The sequence below is a fragment of the Rothia sp. 11273D007AR genome (assembly GCF_053547255.1).
In genome coordinates this window covers 47,656-67,770 of the sequence record NZ_JBPPWJ010000005.1, presented here as the reverse complement: position 1 = coordinate 67,770, position 20,115 = coordinate 47,656, and the positions used below count along the sequence as shown (strand labels likewise).

Genomic DNA, 20,115 nt, shown 5'->3' with positions numbered 1-20,115 from the left:
GAACTCTAGGAAGCTGAGCCGAGGGCGTCTTCGGTTGCCAGAATCAGGGTTTCGAGCAGGCCGCGGGCTCCAGCTGCCGGGGTCTGGGTGAGAATCTCGGCGGTTAGCTGGGTTTCAGGCAGAGCGGACGCCGCCCGCAGGCGGGCAGTTGCCTCGGCCTTGTCGCTCCCGGCAACCAGGAACCAGATGCGCTCTGAGTAGTTGATCACCGGCAGGGTCAGGCTCACGCGGGTGGGTGGGGGCTTGGGGGAGTTGTGCACCGCAAGGGCGGTGGCGTCAGCCTCTAGAATCTCGGCCCGGTCGGGGAAGAGGGAGGCGATATGGCCATCGGGCCCCATACCCAGCAGGGTCAGGTCAAAGAGAGGGGACGCTTCACCCTCGGGGGCGTAGCGGGCTAGCTCAGCGGTGTAGGCTTCGGCCGCTGCCTCCGGGGTATCAAAATCATCTGAGGCACCCATGATGTGCAGGTTCTCTTCCGGTAGCCCCAGGGAGGTGAGCCAGGCGTCCTTGGCCTGCTGTTCGTTACGATCAGCGTGGCCGCGCGGCACAAAACGCTCGTCTGACCACCAGAAATGAACCTTAGACCAGTCCACGGTAGCGCTCAGCGGGCTTTCTGCAATACCCGCAAGTACCGCAATGCCCATGGTGCCACCGGTCAGCGAGAGGTGGGCAATACCGCGGGCAGCCACAGCGGTGGCAGCTACATTGATGATACGGGTGGCACCGGCCAGCTGCAGCTGGGCCTTATCAAGGTGGGAAACGACGATAGGATTAGGCATCGTAGACCTCCGTATAGTCGGCGCCCTCATCGTGCACATCGTCTACGTTCACATCGACCACGATGTTGCCACTGGCGACAACAGACTTGAGCACCTCGCCGTAGACCTCATCGGGGTCAAGGCGACGCAGCTCTTCTGCCAGGCAGTCGGCCAGGGAGCGCGCAGGCAGGGAAATCTGCTGGTCGGGCACACCGGGGGAAGAAATGGTAGCAATGTTGCGACCGGGGCGGTGGATGATGATGGAACCGTCTTCGCGTTCAAGTTCTACCTTGTAGAGGCCGCGCTGTACATCGGTGGTGCGCAGGTGTACCTCAGCGCCCAGGCGGTCACCCAGCCAGGCACCGAGTAGAACGACCGAGGGGCTCATGGACGAACCGGAGACCACCACGCGCTTGACGGGGGAGGGCTCGATCTGGTCGAAGACAGCAGCAATCTGAATACGCCAGAGGGTCAGGCGAATCCATGCCAGGTCGGTGTCACCGTCCTTGTAGCTGGCAGCCAGCTTCTCTAGCACACCCAAGGGGTCGTAGGCGCGGGCTGAATCGGTGATACGGCGCTGGGCAATCTTGCCGATAGAGTGCTCTGCCGGGTTCTCGGGGACCGAGTGGGGCCACCAGGCAACGATAGGGGAGTCGGGTAGCAGCAGCCCCGAAATCAGGGACTCGGTAGCAACAGCCGCCGAACCGTACCCGCGCAGAATGATGAGTTCTGAAGCACCCGCGTCGCCGCCCACATAAATGCGGGCATCAAGCCGATCGTCGGCGTCCTGACCGTAATCAATGTGGACGATAATGCGGGAAGGGTGCTCGTAGGAGGCCTTCAGGGCCGCCTCAACCGCGGTCTTTGAGTGGCCCTTCTCGGCCAGAATGACCAGGGTGAGCACACGAGAGGACGTGGTCGCCCCCTCCTCACTGCGCAGGCGGGAGAGCTCCTTGGCAACCTCGCCCACAGTGGTGTCTTTGAGTTTCTTCATCATGGGCGCCTCCAAGCACGGCCGTCGCGTTCCAGCATTTCGTGGGCTGAAGCCGGGCCCCACGAACCGGGGGCGTAGGCTTCGGGTTTGATTTTGTTTTCTTCCCAGTACTCTTCGAAGGGGTCAAGAATCTTCCAGGAGAGCTCAACCTCTTCGTGACGGGGGAAGAGCGGGGGCTCACCGAGCAACACATCGAGAATCAGACGCTCGTAGGCCTCGGGGGACTCTTCGGTGAAGGAGTGGGAGTAGCCAAAGTCCATGTTGACGTCGCGGATTTCCATCTGGGTGCCGGGCACCTTAGAGGCAAAGCGCAGGGTCATACCCTCATCGGGCTGTACACGGATCACGATGGCGTTCTGGCCGGAGCTATCGGCGCTACCGCCAAAGAGCAGGTTGGGGGCCTTTTTGAAGACCACTGCAATTTCAGTGACGCGACGGCCCAGGCGCTTACCGGCACGCAGGTAGAAGGGGACGCCTGCCCACCGGCGGGTGTTGATGTTCAGCTTGAGCGCGGCGAAGGTTTCGGTGCGGGAGTCTGCGGGAATATCATTCTCATCGAAGAAGCCGTTGACCTCTTCACCACCCTGGTTACCGGCAGCGTACTGGCCGATGGCAAAGGCGGAGGCAATATCCTCGGGAATCTGCACGGCCTCAAGCACCTTGGCCTTTTCGGCGCGCAGGTGTTCGGCGTTGAAGCTGACGGGCTCTTCCATAGCGGTCAGAGCTAGTAGCTGTAGCAGGTGGTTCTGAATCACGTCGCGGGCCGCGCCCACACCGTCGTAGTAGCCAGCGCGGGTTCCGATGCCGATGTCCTCGGCCATGGTGATCTGTACGTGGTCTACGTTGGTGGCGTTCCAGAGGGGCTCAAACATCTGGTTAGCAAAGCGCATGGCCAAAATGTTCTGCACGGTCTCTTTACCCAGGTAGTGGTCGATTCGGAAGACTGAATCGGCGGGGAAGACTCGCTCTACAATGGCGTTGAGTTCGCGGGCGGTCTCCAGGTTATGACCAAAGGGCTTTTCGATGACCACACGGCGCCAACCCTCATGCTGGTTGTGGTTGGCTAGGTCGTGGTCAGCTAGCTTCTGTAGGACCTGGTCGAAGTCCTTGGGAGGAATAGATAGGTAGAAGGCGTGGTTCCCTCGGGTGCCACGGGTCTCGTCGAGCTCGGCCAGGGTTGCCTTGAGCTTTTCAAAGGACTCATCGGAGTCGAAGGTGCCGGTGACAAAGCGAATACCGGCAGCGAACTGGTTCCAGACGTCCTCGCGGAAGGGGGTGCGGGCGTGGGCTTCAACGTGCCCGCGTACCTCCTGCTGGAAGTCCTCGTGGCTCCACTCGCGGCGTCCGAAACCCACCAGGCCAAAGCTGGGCGGGAGCAGGCCGCGGTTAACCAGGTCGTAGACCGCGGGGAGTAGTTTCTTGCGCGCAAGGTCGCCGGTGACGCCGAAGAAGACCAGGGAGGACGGGCCTGCCACGCGGGTTAGTCTGCGGTCGCGCGGGTCGCGCAGGGGGTTTGAATCGTGAGTGTTGGCCACCGCCGTGAATCCTTCACAGGTTGGTTGGGGCGGCAGCTGCGAAAGGCGTGGGGGCTGCCGCGGTTCTCTTGTTCTAGTGTACTAGTGCCCACCGGGCCGGCAGGTGCTTGCCGCCGGGCTGGGGTGATGGTGAGCGGGTGCAGTGAGGGTGGGGGATACGACCCCCACCCTCAGCGTGAAACGGTACTACTTGCTGTCAGCCAGTGCGGCGGTGACGGTGTCGAGCAGTTCCTTCCAGGAGACCTCGAACTTCTCAACGCCTTCGGTTTCCAGCTTTTCTACCACGTCGTTGTAGGAGATACCTACAGCTTCGAGCTGGTTGAGGATCTCGGTGGATTCCTCGTAGGTGCCCTCGATAGCGTTACCCGCAACCTCTGCGTGGTCGAAGGTTGCGTTGAGGGTTGCCTCGGGCATGGTGTTGACGGTGCCGGGGGCTGCGATCTCGGTGACGTAGAGGGTGTCGGGGTAGGCGGGGTTCTTCACGCCGGTGGATGCCCAGAGCGGACGCTGGCGGTTGGCACCTGCGGCTTCCAGGCGGGCCCAGCGCTCGGAGGAGAAGGCCTGCTCGTAGACCTCGAAGGCCAGGCGGGCGTTAGCTACACCGGCCTTGCCGCGCAGGGCGAGAGCTTCGTCGGTGCCGATGGCCTCAAGGCGGGCGTCGATTTCGGTGTCGACGCGGGAGACGAAGAAGGAGGCAACGGAGTGGATCTTTGAGAGGTCCTTACCGTTTTCCAGTGCCTTTTCGAGGCCCAGCAGGTAGGCGTTGATGACGGCGCGGTAACGCTCCAGGGAGAAAATCAGGGTGACGTTGACCGAGATACCTTCAGCCAGGGCCTCAGCGATGGGCTCTAGGCCCTCTTCGGTGGCGGGAATCTTGATCATGACGTTCTCACGGCCAACTGCTGAGTAGAGCTCCTTAGCCTGGGCTAGGGTTGCAGCTGATTCGCGGGCCAGCAGGGGAGAGACCTCGATGGAGACGCGGCCGTCAAAGCCCTGGGTTGCCTCGTAGATGGGGGCAAAGACGTCGCAGGCGTCGCGCACGTCGTCAATCATGGCAGCAAAGCCAGCTGCTTCTGCCTCGGTGCCCTCTGCTGCCAGCTTCTTCATCTGCTCGGCGTAGGCTGCGCCGTTCGACAGAGCGGCAGCGAAGATGGAGGGGTTGGTAGTTACACCGACCACGTTCTTGGTATCGATAAGCTCCTGCAGGTTACCGCTGGTGAGACGCTCGCGGGAGAGGTCATCGAGCCAGATGGAGACGCCTGCGTCTGAAAGCTTCTGGGTGGGGGTAGTCATAATGTTTTCCTCTTTTCATGGGCCGCAAGCAGGTAGCTGTTTGCGGCGGAATTCTTGTGTGGGGCAAGGACGCAACCGAGGTGCGTCCTTGCCCGCTGTTGTGGCGGCATAGCGCCGGGGTGTAGGTTGCCGTTACTGGGCGGCGGCGATGGACTCGCGGGCCTTGGCGGCGACGTTCTCGGCGGTGAAGCCGTAGTCAGCGAAGAGTTCTTCTGCTGAGGCTGAAGCGCCGTAGTGCTCCACGGAAACGGCACGACCGGCTTCACCCAGGATGTCCAGCCAGGGCATAGCCAGACCGGCTTCAACGGTCACGCGGGCCTTGACGGCTGAGGGGAGCACCGACTCGCGGTACTCAGCCGACTCAGCTGCGAACCACTCGCGGCAGGGCATGGAGACCACGCGGGCTGCGATGCCTTCTTCAGCCAGCTGGGTGCGGGCTGCCAGGGCAAGCTCAACCTCGGAGCCGGTGGCAATGAGGATCACGTCGGGGGTGCCTTCGGTATCAGCTAGCACGTAACCGCCTCGGGCAGCGCCGTTGGCCGAAGCGAACTTCTCGCCCTCGGCGTCCGCGTGCAGGTCTTCACGGGCCACGTTGGTCAGGTTCTGGCGGGAGAGCACCAGGCCGGCGGGGTGGTCCTTGATGTCCAGAATCTTGCGCCAGGCTACAGCGGTTTCGTTACCGTCAGCGGGGCGCACAACATCGAGGTTGGGGATAGCGCGCATGGCGGTCAGGTGCTCAACGGGCTGGTGGGTGGGGCCGTCCTCACCCAGACCGATAGAGTCGTGGGTCCAGACGAAGATGTTGGGCACACCCATGAGCGCTGCCAGGCGGACGGCCGGGCGCTGGTAGTCGGTAAAGACGAAGAAGGTGCCGGAGAAAGGACGGGTGGGCGAAGACAGCGCGATACCGTTGGTGATAGCTGCGGCGGCGTGCTCGCGAATACCGAAGTGCAGCACACGACCGTAGGGGTGGCCGGTCCAGTTCTTGGTGGAGCGGGACTCGGGGTTGAAGGACTTCTCGGTATCGATGGTGGTGTTGTTTGACCCGGCCAGGTCGGCTGAACCGCCCCAGAGCTCGGGCAGAACCGGAGCGATTGCGTTGATGACCTTGCCCGATGCTGCACGGGTAGCGATGGAGGTGCCAGCCTCAAAGGTGGGCAGGGCCTCATCAAGCTCGGCGGGGAGCTCGCCCGCAACCAGGCGCTCGTAGAGCTTGGCCTGCTCGGGGTTGGCGGCAGCCCAGGCATCAAAGGACTTCTGCCACTCGTCACGCTCAGCTGCGCTGCGCTCAACCAGGGCGCGGGTGTGCTCAAGAATCTCGGGCTCCACCACGAAGTGCTGTTCGGGGTCGAAGCCCAGTACCTTCTTGGTGGCTGCAACTTCGTCGGCACCCAGCTTGGAGCCGTGGATACCACCGGTGTTCTGCTTGGTGGGAGCGGGGTAACCGATGATGGTGCGCAGTTCGATGAAGGAGGGCTTATCGGTGACCTTGGTGGCTGCAACGATAGCGTCGTAAAGGGCTTCGACATCTTCCTTGTAGTCGCCGCCAACGGTCCAATCCACCTTGGCAACATCCCAGCCGTAGGCTTCGTAGCGGGCTGCGACGTCCTCGGTGAAAGCCACGTCGGTGTCATCTTCAATAGAGATGTGGTTGCGGTCGTAGATGACAACCAGGTTGCCCAGCTGCTGGTGGCCAGCAAGAGCGGACGCTTCGGCGGTCACGCCCTCCTGCACATCGCCTTCGGAGGCAATGGTAAAGACGGTGTGGTCAAAGGGAGAAGTGCCGGGGGCTGCTTCGGGGTCAAAAAGGCCGCGCATGCGACGCTGGGCGTAGGCAAAGCCCACAGCGGACGCCAGGCCCTGGCCCAGGGGGCCGGTGGTGATTTCGACGCCCTTGGTATGGCCAAATTCGGGGTGGCCGGGAGTCAGGGCGCCAGCGGTGCGCAGGGCCTTAATGTCGTCAAGTTCCAGACCAAAACCACCCAGGAAGAGCTGGTTGTACAGGGTCAGCGAGGTGTGGCCGGGGGAGAGAATGAAGCGGTCACGACCCTCCCAACGGTCATCGCGGGGATCCTGACGCATGACCTTCTGGAAGAGCAGGTAGGCCACAGGAGCCAGGCTCATGGCGGTACCGGGGTGGCCCGAGCCAACCTTCTCAACGGCGTCCGCAGCAAGCACACGGGCGGTATCGACCGCACGCTGATCTTTCTCGGTCCATTCAAGCTTCTGATTCAGGTTAGGCATCAGCCGTCCTCTCTCAATCTGGCTACCCAGACATATTTATCAACCGTATTCCTTGGCCGTAATCTGCTGGGCCGGTGGGAAACCCACACAAGCGCACGATAAAAACGGCACAAGACTTTACTTCCAGGATAGTTCACCTGCGCATATGTGGGCTTGGTTTGCCTCTGAGCGGACGGCCCATCCCAGAGGTCTTCTTAATGTATTAGCCAGCGGGCAGGTGGCCGTTATACGATGTAATTTGACCAAAAGCTCTTTTGGCGTGCTCTCAAGCCGATTAAAATCGGTAAAAAGTGATAGTCGCCACCTCAATCTGCGTTGCGAGGCCCATCTTGCCGCGCAGATGGCGTCCGCACCTCAACACGCCGAAACCTAACCGGGATTTCACATAGTGAATAGACCGGGTGGGCATTGAGAGAGCTGCACACACAACAGTCAAGGGAAGTCAGCATACGTGAAGGGCCATGGCATCAACACCGTGATCGACCGTACCGAGGAAAGCCAGCAGACCTCAGCTGCGGCTGCGCCCGGCCGCGTCTCCCTGGGCCGAAAAATCAGGGCTTACATTCACCTCACTAAGCCGCAGATTATCGAACTGCTGCTGGTGACCACCGCGCCCACCATGATTTTTGCCGCCGGTGGCTTCCCCAACCTCTGGCTGGTGCTCCACACCATGATTGGCGGCTCACTTGCTGCCGGTGCGTCCTGTGCCTTCAACTGCTATATCGACCGCGAAGCTGATCGACTGATGAAGCGCACCGAGAAGCGTCCGCTGGTCACCGGAGAGCTGACTGACCGGGAAGCCCTTATCTTTGCCTGGGTGCTGTCGGTTGTTTCAATCGTGTACCTCTACTTCCTGGTGAACCCGCTGGCTGCCGGTCTCGGCGTCGTCGCGATTTTCCTCTACGTTGTCTTCTACTCCCTGTGGCTGAAGAAGCGCACCAAACAGAACATCGTCTGGGGCGGCCTTGCGGGCTGCATGCCGGTCTTTATCGCCTGGGCAGCTGTAGAGAACACCATTTCTTGGGCAGCTGTGGTGCTCTTTATGGTGATTTTCCTCTGGACACCCCCGCACTACTGGCCTCTGTCGATGAAGTACGCCGAGGACTACCGGGCCGCCGGCATTCCCATGCTGGGTGCGACCGACTCGGCCAAGAGTGTTTCGGTGCAGGTGGTGCTGTACGGCTGGGCCATGGTGATGTGCTCCCTGCTGCTGGTGCCCCTGGGCGGCGCTGGCTGGGTGTACACCGCCACCGCCGTGCTGATTGGCGCCTGGTTCCTTTACCACTGCCACAAGCTACACCGCCTGGCTCTGGCAGAGCAGGCAACCAGCCGCACCGCTATGGTGGTTTTCCACGGCTCTATCACCTACCTGACCGTGCTCTTTATTGCGCTGGCGGTTGACCCGTTTGTGGGCGGCCCGGTGCTCCCCCTCTAAACAGGTAGGTACCATCTAAATCAGAAAAACCCACCAACTAGGTGGGTTTTTCTGATTTAAATGGTCTTTTGTGGCGGACGCTAGCGGTTAAGGAGGTAACGGATTTCGGCAACGATTTCTGCCCGGCGCGTCATAAGATCAACCCACCGATACCGGCGGACTGTCCACCCCGAATTTTGGAGAAGAGACTCCCGGCGGCGCTCAGACCACTCAGCATCTTGTCGTGGGCCGAAGTTCTCGTACTTGACCTCGCCGTCAAACTCAAGAGCAATCATCTGATGAAGGTAGGCTAAATCAAGTCTGAAACGTAGCCCGCCAACGGTTACCTCAACCTGTTCGGCCGGTGCTGGGAGACCTGCATCAATCAAGATAAGACGAAGTAAGGTTTCACCCGGGCTTTCGGCATAGGGGCTCATACCCAGTGCAACCCTGCGACATTTGCGGGAGCCCCACCCTACTATCTGAGAAAGCTCATGAGAGAGTTCCTCTACACTCACCAGTTTTTGGTTCAAGGCACTATCTGCGATGACGGTTGCCTCGTTTATAGGAAGATACCGCGCGCAATCTACCACCGTCTGGAGCAAACCTGTCACTCTCAAGCCGCCCACGAGCGTCCTGTGCTCCTCTATCGGTTTGTAGGTGTAATGTTTGCGGGTTCCGGCAGCCCGTCCGCGTGAATCTGGTGGGCCAACGATATCGACTGCAGCCGGGGTTTTCGCTAGAGCTAACCCGTGTAGGCAAGCAGCAGCGGCGTGCGAAAAAGTGGTAGATGGGTCAGATAGGTGTATTGCGGCAATCTGGACTCTGTAGATTTCATAGGGCTTCAGGGAGTCCCACCAGGCTGTTGGGCAGTAGATACCCTTTCTGACGCGTGTGAGTTTCTGAGTTTTCACGTCTCGGTTGATTTGGTCGTAGGTGTAGCCCTGGTTCAGAAGCTGCCGGGCCGTGCGGACTGCGTTGATGTATTCATGCATTGACATGGCTCTAGACTCACTGATGCAGTCTCACTTTTGCTAGAGCCAGTGTAGTCTGTGGATAACTTGAAGACGGGTGAAGCTAGAAAATTCAGGGGACTGAGCCTTGACACGGTAAAAAATTGGTTCAGTGATGACGCCTCTATGAAGCGTTGGTGCGAGCCTGTGGAAAAGACCATTTAAATCAGAAAAACCCACCTAGTTGGTGGGTTTTTCTGATTTAGATGGTACCTACCGGAGGAGGAGGACTACGCCGTCCGGACGCGTCCCGCCGCCTTCTCGCGCGCAGCGGGGGATGACAGCACCAGCTGACGCTCAAACAGGGAAGACGCAGCCAGCGCAAAGATGCCCGACCCAATCAGGTGCATCTCCACCAGCCAGATCGGCAGCCCGTTGAAGTACTGGGTGTAGCCCACCACAGCCTGGTACCCCAGGACCACCAGCACAAAGACCAGAGACTTGCCGAAAATAGGTGCCCAGCCCTTCTGCTTCCACAGCACGAAGAAGCCCAGCACCGATGCGCAGTAGACCCATACAAGAGTGCCGTGCATACGGGTCACCCAGACGGGGTTGAAAGCGTGGCGGTGGGTTTCTGCGTCCCCGGCGTGCGGGCCGGTACCCGTAGTAACGGTACCCATGAACATCAGGGCAACAACCAGCACCACACCGATCCAACCGAGTACCCGCATGAGATGGGCGGACGCGGGGGCGGCGGCGTCCGCACCCCGGGTAGGGGCAGCGGGGGAGAGGCCCTCACGTGCTGCGGTTCCCTCAAAGTAGCGGTAGACGCGGTTGAGGTAGATGCCGGCAAGCATAATCATGAGAGCTGAGAGCATGTAGTGGGCGGTAATCATCCAGGGGTTGAGGCGCAGCCAGACCGAGATACCACCGACCACAGCCTGCACCGGAATACCCCAGAGCAGCAGCAGGGTGAGGTTAAAGAGATCGGAGTAACGAGACCGAGGGGCTACGAGACAGCGGGCTTCGAACCAGGCGCCCAGGCCGCCAGCTTTGTAGGCCTCTGGGCGGGCACCAACGAGAAGTCCCCACAGGAAAGAGATGGGGGAAAGGCGCTTAGGGAATACCACTCCCAGCACCGCCAGGAAGGCGATGACGGTAACGGCGACCAGCACGAAGGTTAGTAGGCGGTTGCCGAATTCGACCATGCCGTGGATGCCCATTTCGGGGGTGGTGGTCCAGGAGCCGTCTGAGGTGCAGCGGGGCCAGGCATCGCAGCCCAGGCCGGAGCCGGTCAGGCGGACGACACCGCCGGAGATAATGAGCACGATGTTGGCGATGGCTACGGCCCAGGCGGTCTGTCTGATCCAGCGGGTGTAGCTGCGGGGGATAAGTTTTTCACCCAGGCTGGCTTGCTGGTTGGCGCCGGGGGTGGGTGTGTGCGTGGTCGGCATGGAGCTTTCCTTCACGAGGGTTGCGGACGGTGTGGGTCAGGTCAGGCTGACCATTTGAAGAATCGGGTGGCCAGGGTAGCAAACACGACGGTTGCTATTACCAGGATGAGGTGGGGGAGCAGCAAGAAGCTGTGGTAGATGTAGTCCCCGCGCAGGGCGTTGCCTAAGGCGGCTGAGGGCAGCAGGTCGATGATGGAGCCCAGCCAGCTGGGGTAGCGGTCGGTGGGAATCAGGATTCCCCCGGCTGCGGCCAGCAGCACCCAGGCCATGTTGACGATAGCCAGGGTTGCTTCGGCACGCACGGTCCCGGCGATGAGTAGCCCCAGGGAGGTGAAGCAGGCTGCCCCCAGTAAGAGGGTCGGCAGGGACATGAGGACGCCGGGCACGGTGGCCGTCCAGCCCAGTAGCTGGCCGAGTGCCCCCACCAGCAGGTACTGAATTAGGAGGACCGCGAGCACCGCCAGCACCTTGCCCGCGATCAGGCCGCCCTTGCCGAGCGGGGTGGTGGAGATAAAGCGCAGCACCCCGTAGCGGCGGTCGAAGCCGGTGGCAATACCCTGACCTGAGAGCGCGGTGGAGAGCACGCACAGGGCTAGCACGCCGGGCACAGCAATGTCGACGCGGCTTACCCCGTAGCGGTTCGCCCAGGGGTCGAGAAAGCCGGTGTAGGCAAGTGCCAGTAGGCCCATGATGGGGAAGGCGATGTTCAGCATGAGCTGCTCACCGTTTTTGAGCATGGCGATGGTTTCGAACTTGCCCTGGGCTAGCACACGGGTGAGGGCTGGTGCTGCTGTTGAGGTGGTGCTCATCGGATATCACTGCCTGATAGTTCGAGGAAGACGTCTTCTAGTGTTCGGCTGGCCAGGGAGAATTCGCCGGGCATGTAGCCCTGGGCTGCCCAGTAGGCGGTGAGGTCGGCTAGGTACTGGGCCGTGAGCGGGCCGGTGAGCTGGTAGTGACCCTGGGGTTCTTCGACCAGGTGCAGGGGGGAGTCACCTGCGGGCCAGATGGCTGAAAGGGTGATGCCGGGCGGGGCGGTGAAGGTGAGGCAGCGGGCGTCGTCCTGCCCGCTGGCTAGCACCTGGGCCATGGTTCCGGCCAGTACGACCCTGCCGTGCTCAATCATGTAGACGTAGTCGGCGATGCGCTGGGCGTCATCGAGCAGGTGGGTGGTGAGTACAACGGCTACGCCTGCGTCGCGCTGTTCGCGGATGATGTTGAAAACGACGCTGCGCGATTGGGGGTCGAGGCCGGCGGTGGGCTCGTCGAGAAAGAGAATGTCGGGCCGACCGATAATGGCAGCTGCCAGGGCGACCCGCTGCTTTTGCCCGCCTGAGAGTCTGCGGATGGTGGTGCCGTTAAAGGCATCGATACCGAGCCGGGCTGCTAGGGCATCAACGTCGAGGGGGTTGGTGTACATGCGGGCGATGTGCCGCAGCAGGGGAAGCGGACGGACGGACGGGGGTAGGCCGCCGTCCTGCAGCATGATGCCCACGCGGGCACGCAATTCAGGGGAGGCTCCCCAGGGGGTGTGACCGAGCAGGGAGATGCTACCGCCGGTGGGTTTGAGCAGGCCCTGGGCACAGGATAGGGTGGTGGTTTTCCCGGCCCCGTTAGCTCCCAGCAGAACCGTTACCTGGCCCGGTTCAATGGTGAGGGAGAGACGGTCTACCGCTCGTTTGAGCCCCTCGCTGGTGAGGGCGTCGGGGTGCTTGCGCGCGAAGTCCTTGGAGGGGGTGAAGTCCTTGACTAGGTTGTCAATGATGAGAGCGGCGGACGCGGGTGCGTCAGATGCGCTCTCACGTGGGCTAAGGCTGGGGGGCAGGTGGTGTGTCGTCACCCGTCTATTCTAGCCCTTTCGTTTCGGCTCTGGGCGGACGCCTGCCGCCGTACTGCCTTAAATAGGTAGTCCTTACTAGCTTAAAGGGACCCAATTACGACATACTTTACTTGTGTATTCCGCAGAGAAAGGCAGAACTGTGTCCACTAAACCTGCCCGCCCTGCAGAAACAGAGGAACGCACGCGCGACCGCGTGCTCCAGGGAGTTCTCACTCACGGCCCTGTTTCTGCGGCCAAACTGGGTGAACTGCTCAGCCTCACCCCGGCAGCCGTCCGCCGCCACCTCGACGCGCTTGAGAAGAACGGCCTTATCGAGGTTGCCTCCCACCGCCAGCACGGTGCCGGAGCAGGCCGTCCCGCCCGCCGCTACGTCATCGCCCCGCAGGGGCACAGCGAACTGGGCAACGACTACCTCGACATCGCCCGCGACGCCCTCACCATGCTGAAGGACGCCGTCGGTGAAGACGCTCTGCGCCAGTTCGCCTCAGCCCGCGCCCACGACATGGCAGAGCGCTACCGCCCCATCGTCGAAGCGGCAGGCGATGACGTCTCAGCCCGCGCCGAAGCGCTCGCAGAGGCAATGACCCACGACGGCTTCGTCGCTACCGCCAACGAAATGGCCCCGGCTGTTGGCATGCGGTCTAAGCTGCCCGATAACCTGCTGGCCTCCATCCAGCTCTGCCAGGGCCACTGTCCCGTGCGAGACCTCGCCGAAGACTTCTCCGTCTTTTGTGACCAGGAAACCGAGATTATCTCCGAACTTCTCGGGGTCGATGTGCGCAGGCTCTCCACCATGGCAGGTGGCGCCCACGTCTGCACCACCCACATCCCGCTCGGCCGCCCACCGGCGTCCGCCCCACCAAACCCCGAAGAAACCCAAGGCGACACCGCCCCCTAAAACTTTCCACCGGCAGGGCATGCCCAGCAGGCCCTGCCACTGAGAAGAAGATTTCACCGACTTACCTCGGTGAAAACCAACCCACCAAGAAAGGCCGTAATGACTGAACAGGTTGAGCGCACCGCCAACAACACCGTCATTTCAGAAATTCTGGAGGCAAACCCCGAACTCGAAGGTATCGGTACCTACGAGTACGGCTGGGCTGACTCCGATGAAGCAGGCCAGGCTGCAAAGCGTGGTCTTGACGAAGATGTCGTGCGCGACATTTCAGCCAAGAAGAACGAACCCGAATGGATGCTGGACCTTCGCCTGAAGGCCCTCAAGTTCTTCGACCGCAAGCCCATGCCCACCTGGGGTGCAGACCTCTCGGACATCGACTTCGACAACATCAAGTACTTCGTCCGCTCCACCGAGCGCCAGGCTGAAACCTGGGAAGAACTGCCCGAAGACATCCGCAACACCTACGAAAAGCTCGGCATCCCCGAAGCAGAACGTAACCGCCTGGTCGCCGGCGTAGCCGCCCAGTACGAATCAGAGGTTGTCTACCACCAGATCCGCGAGGACCTCGAAGCCCAGGGTGTTATCTTCCTGGACACCGACACCGCCCTCAAGGAACACCCCGAGTTCTTCGAAGAATACTTCGGCTCTGTCATCCCCGCCGGTGACAACAAGTTCGCAGCCCTGAACACCGCCGTATGGTCAGGTGGCTCCTTCGTCTACGTGCCCCCGGGAGTTCACGTAGAGATCCCCCTGCAGGCCTACTTCCGCATTAACACCGAGAACATGGGCCAGTTCGAGCGTACCCTCATCATCGCTGACGAGGGCTCCTACGTTCACTACATCGAAGGCTGCACCGCCCCCATCTACAAGACCGACTCACTGCACTCAGCGGTCGTTGAGATCATCGTGAAGAAGAACGCCCGCGTTCGCTACACCACCATTCAGAACTGGTCGAACAACGTCTACAACCTGGTGACCAAGCGCGCCATCGCCCACGAGGGTGCCACCATGGAATGGATCGATGGCAACATCGGCTCCAAGGTCACCCAGAAGTACCCCGCTGTCTACATGGTCGGTGAGCACGCCAAGGGCGAGACCCTCTCCATCGCTTTCGCAGGCGAGGGCCAGCACCAGGACACCGGTTCCAAGATGGTCCACATCGCCCCCAACACCTCATCCACCATCGTGTCCAAGTCTGTGGCTCGTAACGGTGGTCGTGCCGCCTACCGCGGCCTGGTACAGGTGCGCGAAGGTGCCTCCCACGCTAAGAGCTCGGTAGTCTGTGACGCCCTGCTGGTCGACACCATCTCCCGCTCAGATACCTACCCCTACGTAGATATCCGCGAGGACGACGTCACTATGGGGCACGAGGCAACCGTCTCCCGCGTCTCAGAAGAACAGCTCTTCTACCTGCAGCAGCGCGGCCTGCCCGAAGACGAAGCCATGGCCATGATCGTGCGCGGCTTCGTGGAGCCCATCGCCCGCGAGCTGCCCATGGAATACGCGCTTGAACTCAACCGCCTGATCGAACTCCAGATGGAAGGATCCGTAGGCTAAATTATGGCTAACGCAGAAAACCAGGGTCACAACAACCCCGCGATTCCCGGTATGGACCAGGAAGGTGAAAAGCTCGCTACCGAGCTAGCCACCGACGATACCATCCGCGTCTCCAAGCACAACACCGACAAGGTCGAGATTGACGGCTCCCGCGCCGAGCGCAAGACCTCCTGCAAGGTTGAAGACTTCGCAGCCCTCACCGGCCGCGAAGAAGACTGGCGTTTCACCCCGCTCAAGCGTCTGGGCGGCCTGCACACCGATGAACTCACCGGTGCTGCCCCCGCCGTAGAGGTCAACGCCCCCGCCGGCGTCCAGGTCGAGACTATCGCCCGCGACGACGCCCGCATCGGCTCAGCCGGTATTCCCGAGGACCGCGTAGCGGCCAACGCCTGGAGCACCTTCTCCGAGGCAACCGCCATTACCGTTCCCGCAGAGGCTGAACTGGAAGGCCAGATCGAGGTCGCTATCAACGGCATCCACAAGGACGCCGCAGCCCAGCACCTCTTCATCGAGACCAAGCCTTTCTCCAAGGCAGTTGTCGTGCTGCGCCACACCGGCTCAGCCGTGCTCTCCCAGAACGTTGAATTCAAGGTGGGCGACTCGTCCTCACTGACCGTCATCACCGTTCAGCAGTGGGAGGACGACGCGATTCACGCCTCAGCCCAGTACGCTGCTCTGGGTCGTGACGCCAAGTTCAAGCACGTCAACATCTCCCTCGGTGGCGACCTGGTGCGCGTCACCCCCTCCACCAAGTTCACCGCCCCCGGTGCTGAAACCGAGATGTACGGCCTCTACTTCGTCGATGCCGGCCAGCACATTGAGAACCGTCTCTTCGTGGCCCACACCGAGCCCAACTGCAAGTCCCGCGTCACCTACAAGGGTGCCCTGCAGGGCAAGGGTGCGCACTCGGTATGGGTAGGCGATGTGCTCATCGGTAAGGACGCAGAAGGCACCGACACCTACGAGCTCAACCGCAACCTGATTCTCGAAGACGGCCCCCGCGCTGACTCCGTACCCAACCTGGAAATCGAAACCGGCCTCATCGAAGGCGCCGGCCACGCATCCACCACCGGTCAGCTCGACGAGCAGCACCTCTGGTACCTGCAGGCCCGCGGTATTCCCGAGGCTGAAGCCCGCCGCCTGGTCGTCCGCGGCTTCCTCAACGAGATTATTCAGCAGATCCGCATCCCCGAGCTCGAAGAACAGCTCACCGATGCCCTCGAAGCTGAACTCGCGATTTCCAACAACTAAAGCTTTACCTTTTTACAGGAGAAACAAACTATGGCAACCCTTGAAATCAAGGACCTCCACGTCTCCGTTATTCTGGACGACGAAAACACCAAGCCCATCCTCAAGGGCGTCAACCTCACCATCAACTCCGGTGAAATCCACGCCATCATGGGCCCCAACGGCTCCGGTAAGTCAACCCTGGCTTCTACCATCGCTGGCCACCCCAAGTACCAGATCGATTCCGGCGAGATCCTTCTCGACGGCGAAGACGTCACCGAAATGTCCGTTGACGAGCGCGCCCGCGCCGGTCTCTTCCTGGCCATGCAGTACCCCGTTGAAATCCCCGGCGTCACCATGAGCAACTTCCTGCGCTCAGCCAAGACCGCTGTTGACGGTGAAGCACCCGCCCTGCGCACCTGGACCAAGGACGTCAAGGCAGCCATGGAGAACCTCTCCATCGACCCCGCCTTCATCTCACGTAACGTCAACGAAGGCTTCTCCGGCGGCGAGAAGAAGCGCCACGAGATCCTGCAGCTGGAACTGCTCAAGCCCAAGTTCGGTATTCTTGACGAGACCGACTCCGGTCTTGACGTTGATGCCCTCAAGGTTGTGTCTGAAGGCGTCAACCGCGCCCACCAGGCAAACGACATGGGCGTTATGCTGATTACCCACTACACCCGCATCCTGCGCTACATCAAGCCCCAGTTCGTTCACGTCTTCGTGGACGGCAAGATGGTAGACCAGGGCGGCCCCGAGCTCGCTGACCGTCTTGAAGAAGAAGGCTACGAGCGTTACCTGGCAGCCAAGTAAGGCTAGCTGTCTCAACCGAGAGGACGGACACGACCATGGCAGAAGCACCCGCTGGTGCCCCCAGCCAAGAGGCCATCGAAGAGGCCCTCATGAACGTGATTGACCCCGAACTGGGCGTCAATATCGTTGACCTGGGCCTGCTCTACGGTATGCGCTGGAACGACGAAGGCGCTCTCGTGCTCGACATGACCCTGACCACCGCCGCCTGCCCCCTGCAGGACGTCATCGAGGAACAGGTTCAGCAGAACCTGGAAAACATGATTGATGAGTGGCACGTGAACTGGGTTTGGATGCCCCCGTGGGGTCCCGAGCGCATTACCGAGGACGGCCGCGACCAGATGCGAGCCCTGGGCTTCAACATCTAAGGTAATTTAGACATAAATTATCAGGACGCCACCCCGCACCCTCCCTGCTAGTAGGCAGGGGAGTGTGGGGCGGCGTCCTTTGCTTTATTTGTGAGCGCTTGCTAAATGGTATGCATGCTTGCTAAGGTGAATATTGTTTCAGGTGAAACTAATGGAAGGTATATCAATGAAGAATAATTTCCGAATCATTTCAGCAGCTGCAAGTGCCGCACTTTTGGTGTCAATGCTCGCCCCAGCTCCCCAGGCAGTAGCTGCGTCTTCCGCTACCGGTGTTAACAGCCTCGCTGCGCCAACACTGATGACCGCTGCATCGGGTCGTGGTCATGGTCTGAGCACCGCAACCCGTTCAGCTCTAACTCGTCTTGAACAGTCCCTAACGTGGAAACAGAGTGCTGGGGCTACCTACAAGGCTGTTGTTCCCCGCGCTGAACAAGCGCTGAAAGCATTAGACCGGCAGATCCGTTTGGCGCCGGAGTCTGTGCCCAATCACGCTACCTACCGGGACGCTCTCAGCCGTCTAGTCATAGAATCCACCTACCTGGCAGAGCGTACCGGCGATGAGAATTTTGAATACGGTGTCTTGGACTCAGAAATGTTCCTCAAGGGAGCTGTTGCTGAGTGGCAGCACACGATTAGTAGGATGAACCTAGGTCTCAACGACCCTGCGCCAGTACCCGGTACCTATGTTGGTACGCTAGCTTCGGTCTCGCAGCAGACTGCTCCCGGCACTGTTTTTGCTGACCGGGTCGATGGGCCGGGTATGGTGGTGATTCCTGCAGGAAGTTACCTGGCAGGGTCAACAGACGCTGAGCACGAGGAATGGGATGTGCCCGAAGCCCGCCGTGATTTTGAGCTGCCTCAGCGCGAGGTGACCATCGACTACCGTTTCGCGATTTCTCAGACTGAGGTCACGGTTGATCAGTTCCAGGCTTTTGTTGAAGATACTGGCTACCGCGTTCGCGGCGGTGCACGCTGGTGGAACCCGGATAACCCCGAAGCTATGGTATTCAATTCCGAGCTGGATTATCTTAACCCCGGTTTCAAACAGACCGGTGACTCACCCGTGGTAGCAATTACCCGCGAAGATGCCCAAGCATATGTTGAATGGCTGAGTGAAACGACCGGTGAAAAATACAGGCTTCCCACTGAAGACGAATGGGAGTGGGCTGCAAGCGGTGGAGCAGATACTACCTTTTTCTGGGGAAATGAGTTGGAGCAGGTGAACCTCTATGCCAACTCCTACGATTTCACGTCGGCTGCTGCTAACGGTTTTGACTGGGATAACACCGGTGTAACTGACGGCTACGCCCATACTGCGCCGGTCGGTTCATTTGAGCCCAATGCCTTTGGCGTGTACGACGTTACGGGTAATGCTCGTGAATTTACAGCCGATAACTGGGTGCGTGACCTTTCAGGTGAGGCGGGTGATGGCTCTGCTGCCCACGAGGGCTCCGTTCCTTTCCCTGTCTTGAGAGGTGGTGCCTGGAACTACCAGCCGCAGAACCTGCGGATTGACTACCGTAGCGCTTACTTCTCATCAGAAACCGCCACCAATATGTTTGGTTTCCGCGTCGTTCGTGACCTGGGGTAGGTATAGAAAATTTTTGACTTATGAGGACGCCACCTCGCTCCCTCCCTCATAGAGAGGGGAGTGCGGGGTGGCGTCCTTTTATGTTCTGGGGTGAGCTCTTAACTACTTTTGACAGCGTGTTGTGATGGTAAAAATATTCAGAATGGCAGGTGACTTGCTGAGGCATAGAGAATAGTATGTACGGAACCATCTAGCTGTGATGAAAAGGATAGAACACATAGCTTGATAACCTGGCTCAGGAACAGTAGTATGGTTCGAGAAAACTCACAGCATCTTTAAGGAAATACTATGACTACCTCGATTTCACGCCGCACCCTGGTGCGCGGCGCCGCCTGGAGTGCGCCTGTTGTCGCCGCATCAGCTACTATTCCTGCTTTTGCCGCCTCCAACGACCTATGCCAATTAAGTGGAAGTCTTACGGCAACTAATGACTTCTACTATGGCAATGCAAAGCTCGATTCAGCTACCGGGCAGTGGGTATACTCCAACACCAACGCAAATGGTGATTAAGTTGAACCTTACATGCGCTGGTCACTGAGCAATCTGAACGTAACTGTTAACGGTCTGGCCGACGGTGAAACCATTACAAGTACTCAGGTTGTTCAATATATTCAGACTCTTACTTCCAATGATGATCTGACCCAGAATCCAGCCGGTTTCTACCCTTATGGTGAGGCCCAGTCTGAAACCGGAGGCACCACTAACGCCGGGTGGAATTTTTATGGTGGGTCATCGGCTGCTCCGGTAACTCTAACTTCGCAGGGGACTACCGTATCTGCTGATATGTGGTCAGTAGAGTACATGAACCGCACTGGATCAGGTACTTTGTCGGCAACTTCTGATGGTTGCTTTAGCCATGTAGGCAGTGTTCTTAGCCAACCGCTGGTTGTATCCTATGGGGCAAATGTGACTCCTCTGCAGTTTGATGCCGCTAACCGGTACTTCATTCCTAACTGGGGTGTCCGCGTACTGGTAGGCACTTCAGCTGGGCGACAGCTTGAAATTGTGGCTTTTATGTGGAACAACGGTGCACTCATCAAGAACGGTTCTACTGTTCTCTAAATCGTAGTTCTATACTTAGAGGCCGCCCCGTACTTTTCTTGCCTTTGGGCAGGGGAGTGCGGGGCGGCGCCCTTGTTTAACCGGGTATATTGAGCAGGTGTGGCTGGTTCCACAGCT

At 60.0% G+C, this 20,115-nt stretch carries 18 protein-coding genes; 9 read left to right on the top strand and 9 right to left on the bottom strand.

Annotated features, from left to right (window positions below):
* Window positions 1-5: 5 nt before the first annotated feature.
* From pgl to tkt, 5 genes are all read right to left on the bottom strand, one after another.
* A complete protein-coding gene (gene pgl / locus ACED88_RS03935) occupies window positions 6-779 on the bottom strand; it encodes a 6-phosphogluconolactonase (RefSeq protein WP_449108786.1) in 774 nt (257 codons plus the stop codon).
* Complete coding sequence (locus tag ACED88_RS03930; protein ID WP_237209351.1) at window positions 772-1,755, bottom strand: glucose-6-phosphate dehydrogenase assembly protein OpcA; 984 nt, start codon at window positions 1,753-1,755, stop codon at window positions 772-774. Before ACED88_RS03930 ends, pgl begins: the two co-directional genes overlap by 8 nt.
* On the bottom strand, window positions 1,752-3,287 hold the full coding sequence (gene zwf, locus ACED88_RS03925) for a glucose-6-phosphate dehydrogenase (RefSeq protein WP_449108785.1): 1,536 nt from the start codon (window positions 3,285-3,287) through the stop codon (window positions 1,752-1,754). Before zwf ends, ACED88_RS03930 begins: the two co-directional genes overlap by 4 nt.
* Before the next feature lie 186 nt (window positions 3,288-3,473).
* The gene (tal, locus tag ACED88_RS03920; RefSeq protein WP_237222805.1) at window positions 3,474-4,580 is read right to left on the bottom strand and encodes a transaldolase; all 1,107 of its coding nucleotides are present in this window, start codon (window positions 4,578-4,580) and stop codon (window positions 3,474-3,476) included.
* A 132-nt stretch (window positions 4,581-4,712) separates the two neighbouring features.
* Entirely contained in the window at window positions 4,713-6,824 is a 2,112-nt protein-coding gene (gene tkt, locus ACED88_RS03915; RefSeq protein ID WP_449108784.1) for a transketolase, read from the bottom strand.
* 466 nt (window positions 6,825-7,290) lie between these two features.
* Between tkt and ACED88_RS03910 the strand changes: the two genes are divergently transcribed.
* On the top strand, window positions 7,291-8,259 hold the full coding sequence (locus ACED88_RS03910; protein ID WP_449108825.1) for a heme o synthase: 969 nt from the start codon (window positions 7,291-7,293) through the stop codon (window positions 8,257-8,259).
* An 80-nt stretch (window positions 8,260-8,339) separates the two neighbouring features.
* Here the strand turns inward: ACED88_RS03910 and ACED88_RS03905 are convergent, their stop codons facing one another.
* The 4 genes from ACED88_RS03905 to ACED88_RS03890 all read right to left on the bottom strand — a co-directional run bounded on the left by ACED88_RS03905 (window position 8,340) and on the right by ACED88_RS03890 (window position 12,470).
* Window positions 8,340-8,675 carry a hypothetical protein gene (locus ACED88_RS03905; RefSeq protein ID WP_449108783.1) on the bottom strand — a complete coding sequence of 112 codons (336 nt, stop codon included), beginning with the start codon at window positions 8,673-8,675 and terminating at the stop codon, window positions 8,340-8,342.
* An 806-nt stretch (window positions 8,676-9,481) separates the two neighbouring features.
* Entirely contained in the window at window positions 9,482-10,645 is a 1,164-nt protein-coding gene (locus ACED88_RS03900; RefSeq protein ID WP_449108782.1) for a COX15/CtaA family protein, read from the bottom strand.
* A gap of 41 nt (window positions 10,646-10,686) precedes the next feature.
* Window positions 10,687-11,454 (bottom strand): ABC transporter permease, encoded by a 768-nt coding sequence (locus ACED88_RS03895; RefSeq protein WP_237209357.1) that lies wholly within the window; start codon window positions 11,452-11,454, stop codon window positions 10,687-10,689.
* Window positions 11,451-12,470, bottom strand: coding sequence for an ABC transporter ATP-binding protein (locus ACED88_RS03890; RefSeq protein ID WP_449108824.1), 1,020 nt, complete (start codon window positions 12,468-12,470; stop codon window positions 11,451-11,453). The genes ACED88_RS03895 and ACED88_RS03890 overlap by 4 nt, the downstream gene beginning before the upstream one ends.
* Window positions 12,471-12,624: 154 nt before the next feature.
* On the opposite strand from ACED88_RS03890, the gene ACED88_RS03885 reads away from it, so the two are divergent.
* From ACED88_RS03885 to ACED88_RS03850, 8 genes are all read left to right on the top strand, one after another.
* Window positions 12,625-13,383 carry a helix-turn-helix transcriptional regulator gene (locus ACED88_RS03885; RefSeq protein WP_449108781.1) on the top strand — a complete coding sequence of 253 codons (759 nt, stop codon included), beginning with the start codon at window positions 12,625-12,627 and terminating at the stop codon, window positions 13,381-13,383.
* Between the two features lie 99 nt (window positions 13,384-13,482).
* Window positions 13,483-14,940 carry a Fe-S cluster assembly protein SufB gene (sufB, locus tag ACED88_RS03880; protein WP_237206843.1) on the top strand — a complete coding sequence of 486 codons (1,458 nt, stop codon included), beginning with the start codon at window positions 13,483-13,485 and terminating at the stop codon, window positions 14,938-14,940.
* Window positions 14,941-14,943: 3 nt separating this feature from the next.
* Window positions 14,944-16,191 carry a Fe-S cluster assembly protein SufD gene (sufD, locus tag ACED88_RS03875; RefSeq protein WP_449108780.1) on the top strand — a complete coding sequence of 416 codons (1,248 nt, stop codon included), beginning with the start codon at window positions 14,944-14,946 and terminating at the stop codon, window positions 16,189-16,191.
* A gap of 30 nt (window positions 16,192-16,221) precedes the next feature.
* Window positions 16,222-16,980: a Fe-S cluster assembly ATPase SufC gene (gene sufC / locus ACED88_RS03870; RefSeq protein WP_185172967.1), complete on the top strand. Its 759-nt coding sequence runs from the start codon at window positions 16,222-16,224 to the stop codon at window positions 16,978-16,980.
* Between the two features lie 35 nt (window positions 16,981-17,015).
* Complete coding sequence (locus ACED88_RS03865) at window positions 17,016-17,345, top strand: metal-sulfur cluster assembly factor (RefSeq protein WP_083092831.1); 330 nt, start codon at window positions 17,016-17,018, stop codon at window positions 17,343-17,345.
* A 166-nt stretch (window positions 17,346-17,511) separates the two neighbouring features.
* The gene (locus ACED88_RS03860) at window positions 17,512-18,936 is read left to right on the top strand and encodes a formylglycine-generating enzyme family protein (protein ID WP_449108779.1); all 1,425 of its coding nucleotides are present in this window, start codon (window positions 17,512-17,514) and stop codon (window positions 18,934-18,936) included.
* Between the two features lie 288 nt (window positions 18,937-19,224).
* Window positions 19,225-19,446, top strand: a complete 222-nt coding sequence (locus ACED88_RS03855; protein WP_449108778.1) for a hypothetical protein — start codon at window positions 19,225-19,227, stop codon at window positions 19,444-19,446.
* A gap of 12 nt (window positions 19,447-19,458) precedes the next feature.
* Window positions 19,459-19,998 carry a hypothetical protein gene (locus ACED88_RS03850; protein ID WP_449108777.1) on the top strand — a complete coding sequence of 180 codons (540 nt, stop codon included), beginning with the start codon at window positions 19,459-19,461 and terminating at the stop codon, window positions 19,996-19,998.
* The last annotated feature ends 117 nt before the right edge of the window (window positions 19,999-20,115 follow it).

What these genes read in the sequence shown, in the direction of transcription:
- ACED88_RS03860 (WP_449108779.1), top strand. Translation starts at nt 17,512, where the DNA reads ATGAAGAATAATTTCCGAATCATTTCAGCAGCTGCAAGTGCCGCACTT.
- sufD (WP_449108780.1), top strand. Translation starts at nt 14,944, where the DNA reads ATGGCTAACGCAGAAAACCAGGGTCACAACAACCCCGCGATTCCCGGT.
- ACED88_RS03865 (WP_083092831.1), top strand. Translation starts at nt 17,016, where the DNA reads ATGGCAGAAGCACCCGCTGGTGCCCCCAGCCAAGAGGCCATCGAAGAG.
- pgl (WP_449108786.1), bottom strand. Translation starts at nt 779, where the DNA reads ATGCCTAATCCTATCGTCGTTTCCCACCTTGATAAGGCCCAGCTGCAG.
- sufB (WP_237206843.1), top strand. Translation starts at nt 13,483, where the DNA reads ATGACTGAACAGGTTGAGCGCACCGCCAACAACACCGTCATTTCAGAA.
- ACED88_RS03900 (WP_449108782.1), bottom strand. Translation starts at nt 10,645, where the DNA reads ATGCCGACCACGCACACACCCACCCCCGGCGCCAACCAGCAAGCCAGC.
- tal (WP_237222805.1), bottom strand. Translation starts at nt 4,580, where the DNA reads ATGACTACCCCCACCCAGAAGCTTTCAGACGCAGGCGTCTCCATCTGG.
- ACED88_RS03930 (WP_237209351.1), bottom strand. Translation starts at nt 1,755, where the DNA reads ATGATGAAGAAACTCAAAGACACCACTGTGGGCGAGGTTGCCAAGGAG.
- sufC (WP_185172967.1), top strand. Translation starts at nt 16,222, where the DNA reads ATGGCAACCCTTGAAATCAAGGACCTCCACGTCTCCGTTATTCTGGAC.
- ACED88_RS03895 (WP_237209357.1), bottom strand. Translation starts at nt 11,454, where the DNA reads ATGAGCACCACCTCAACAGCAGCACCAGCCCTCACCCGTGTGCTAGCC.
- ACED88_RS03850 (WP_449108777.1), top strand. Translation starts at nt 19,459, where the DNA reads ATGCGCTGGTCACTGAGCAATCTGAACGTAACTGTTAACGGTCTGGCC.
- ACED88_RS03855 (WP_449108778.1), top strand. Translation starts at nt 19,225, where the DNA reads ATGACTACCTCGATTTCACGCCGCACCCTGGTGCGCGGCGCCGCCTGG.
- ACED88_RS03905 (WP_449108783.1), bottom strand. Translation starts at nt 8,675, where the DNA reads ATGAGCCCCTATGCCGAAAGCCCGGGTGAAACCTTACTTCGTCTTATC.
- tkt (WP_449108784.1), bottom strand. Translation starts at nt 6,824, where the DNA reads ATGCCTAACCTGAATCAGAAGCTTGAATGGACCGAGAAAGATCAGCGT.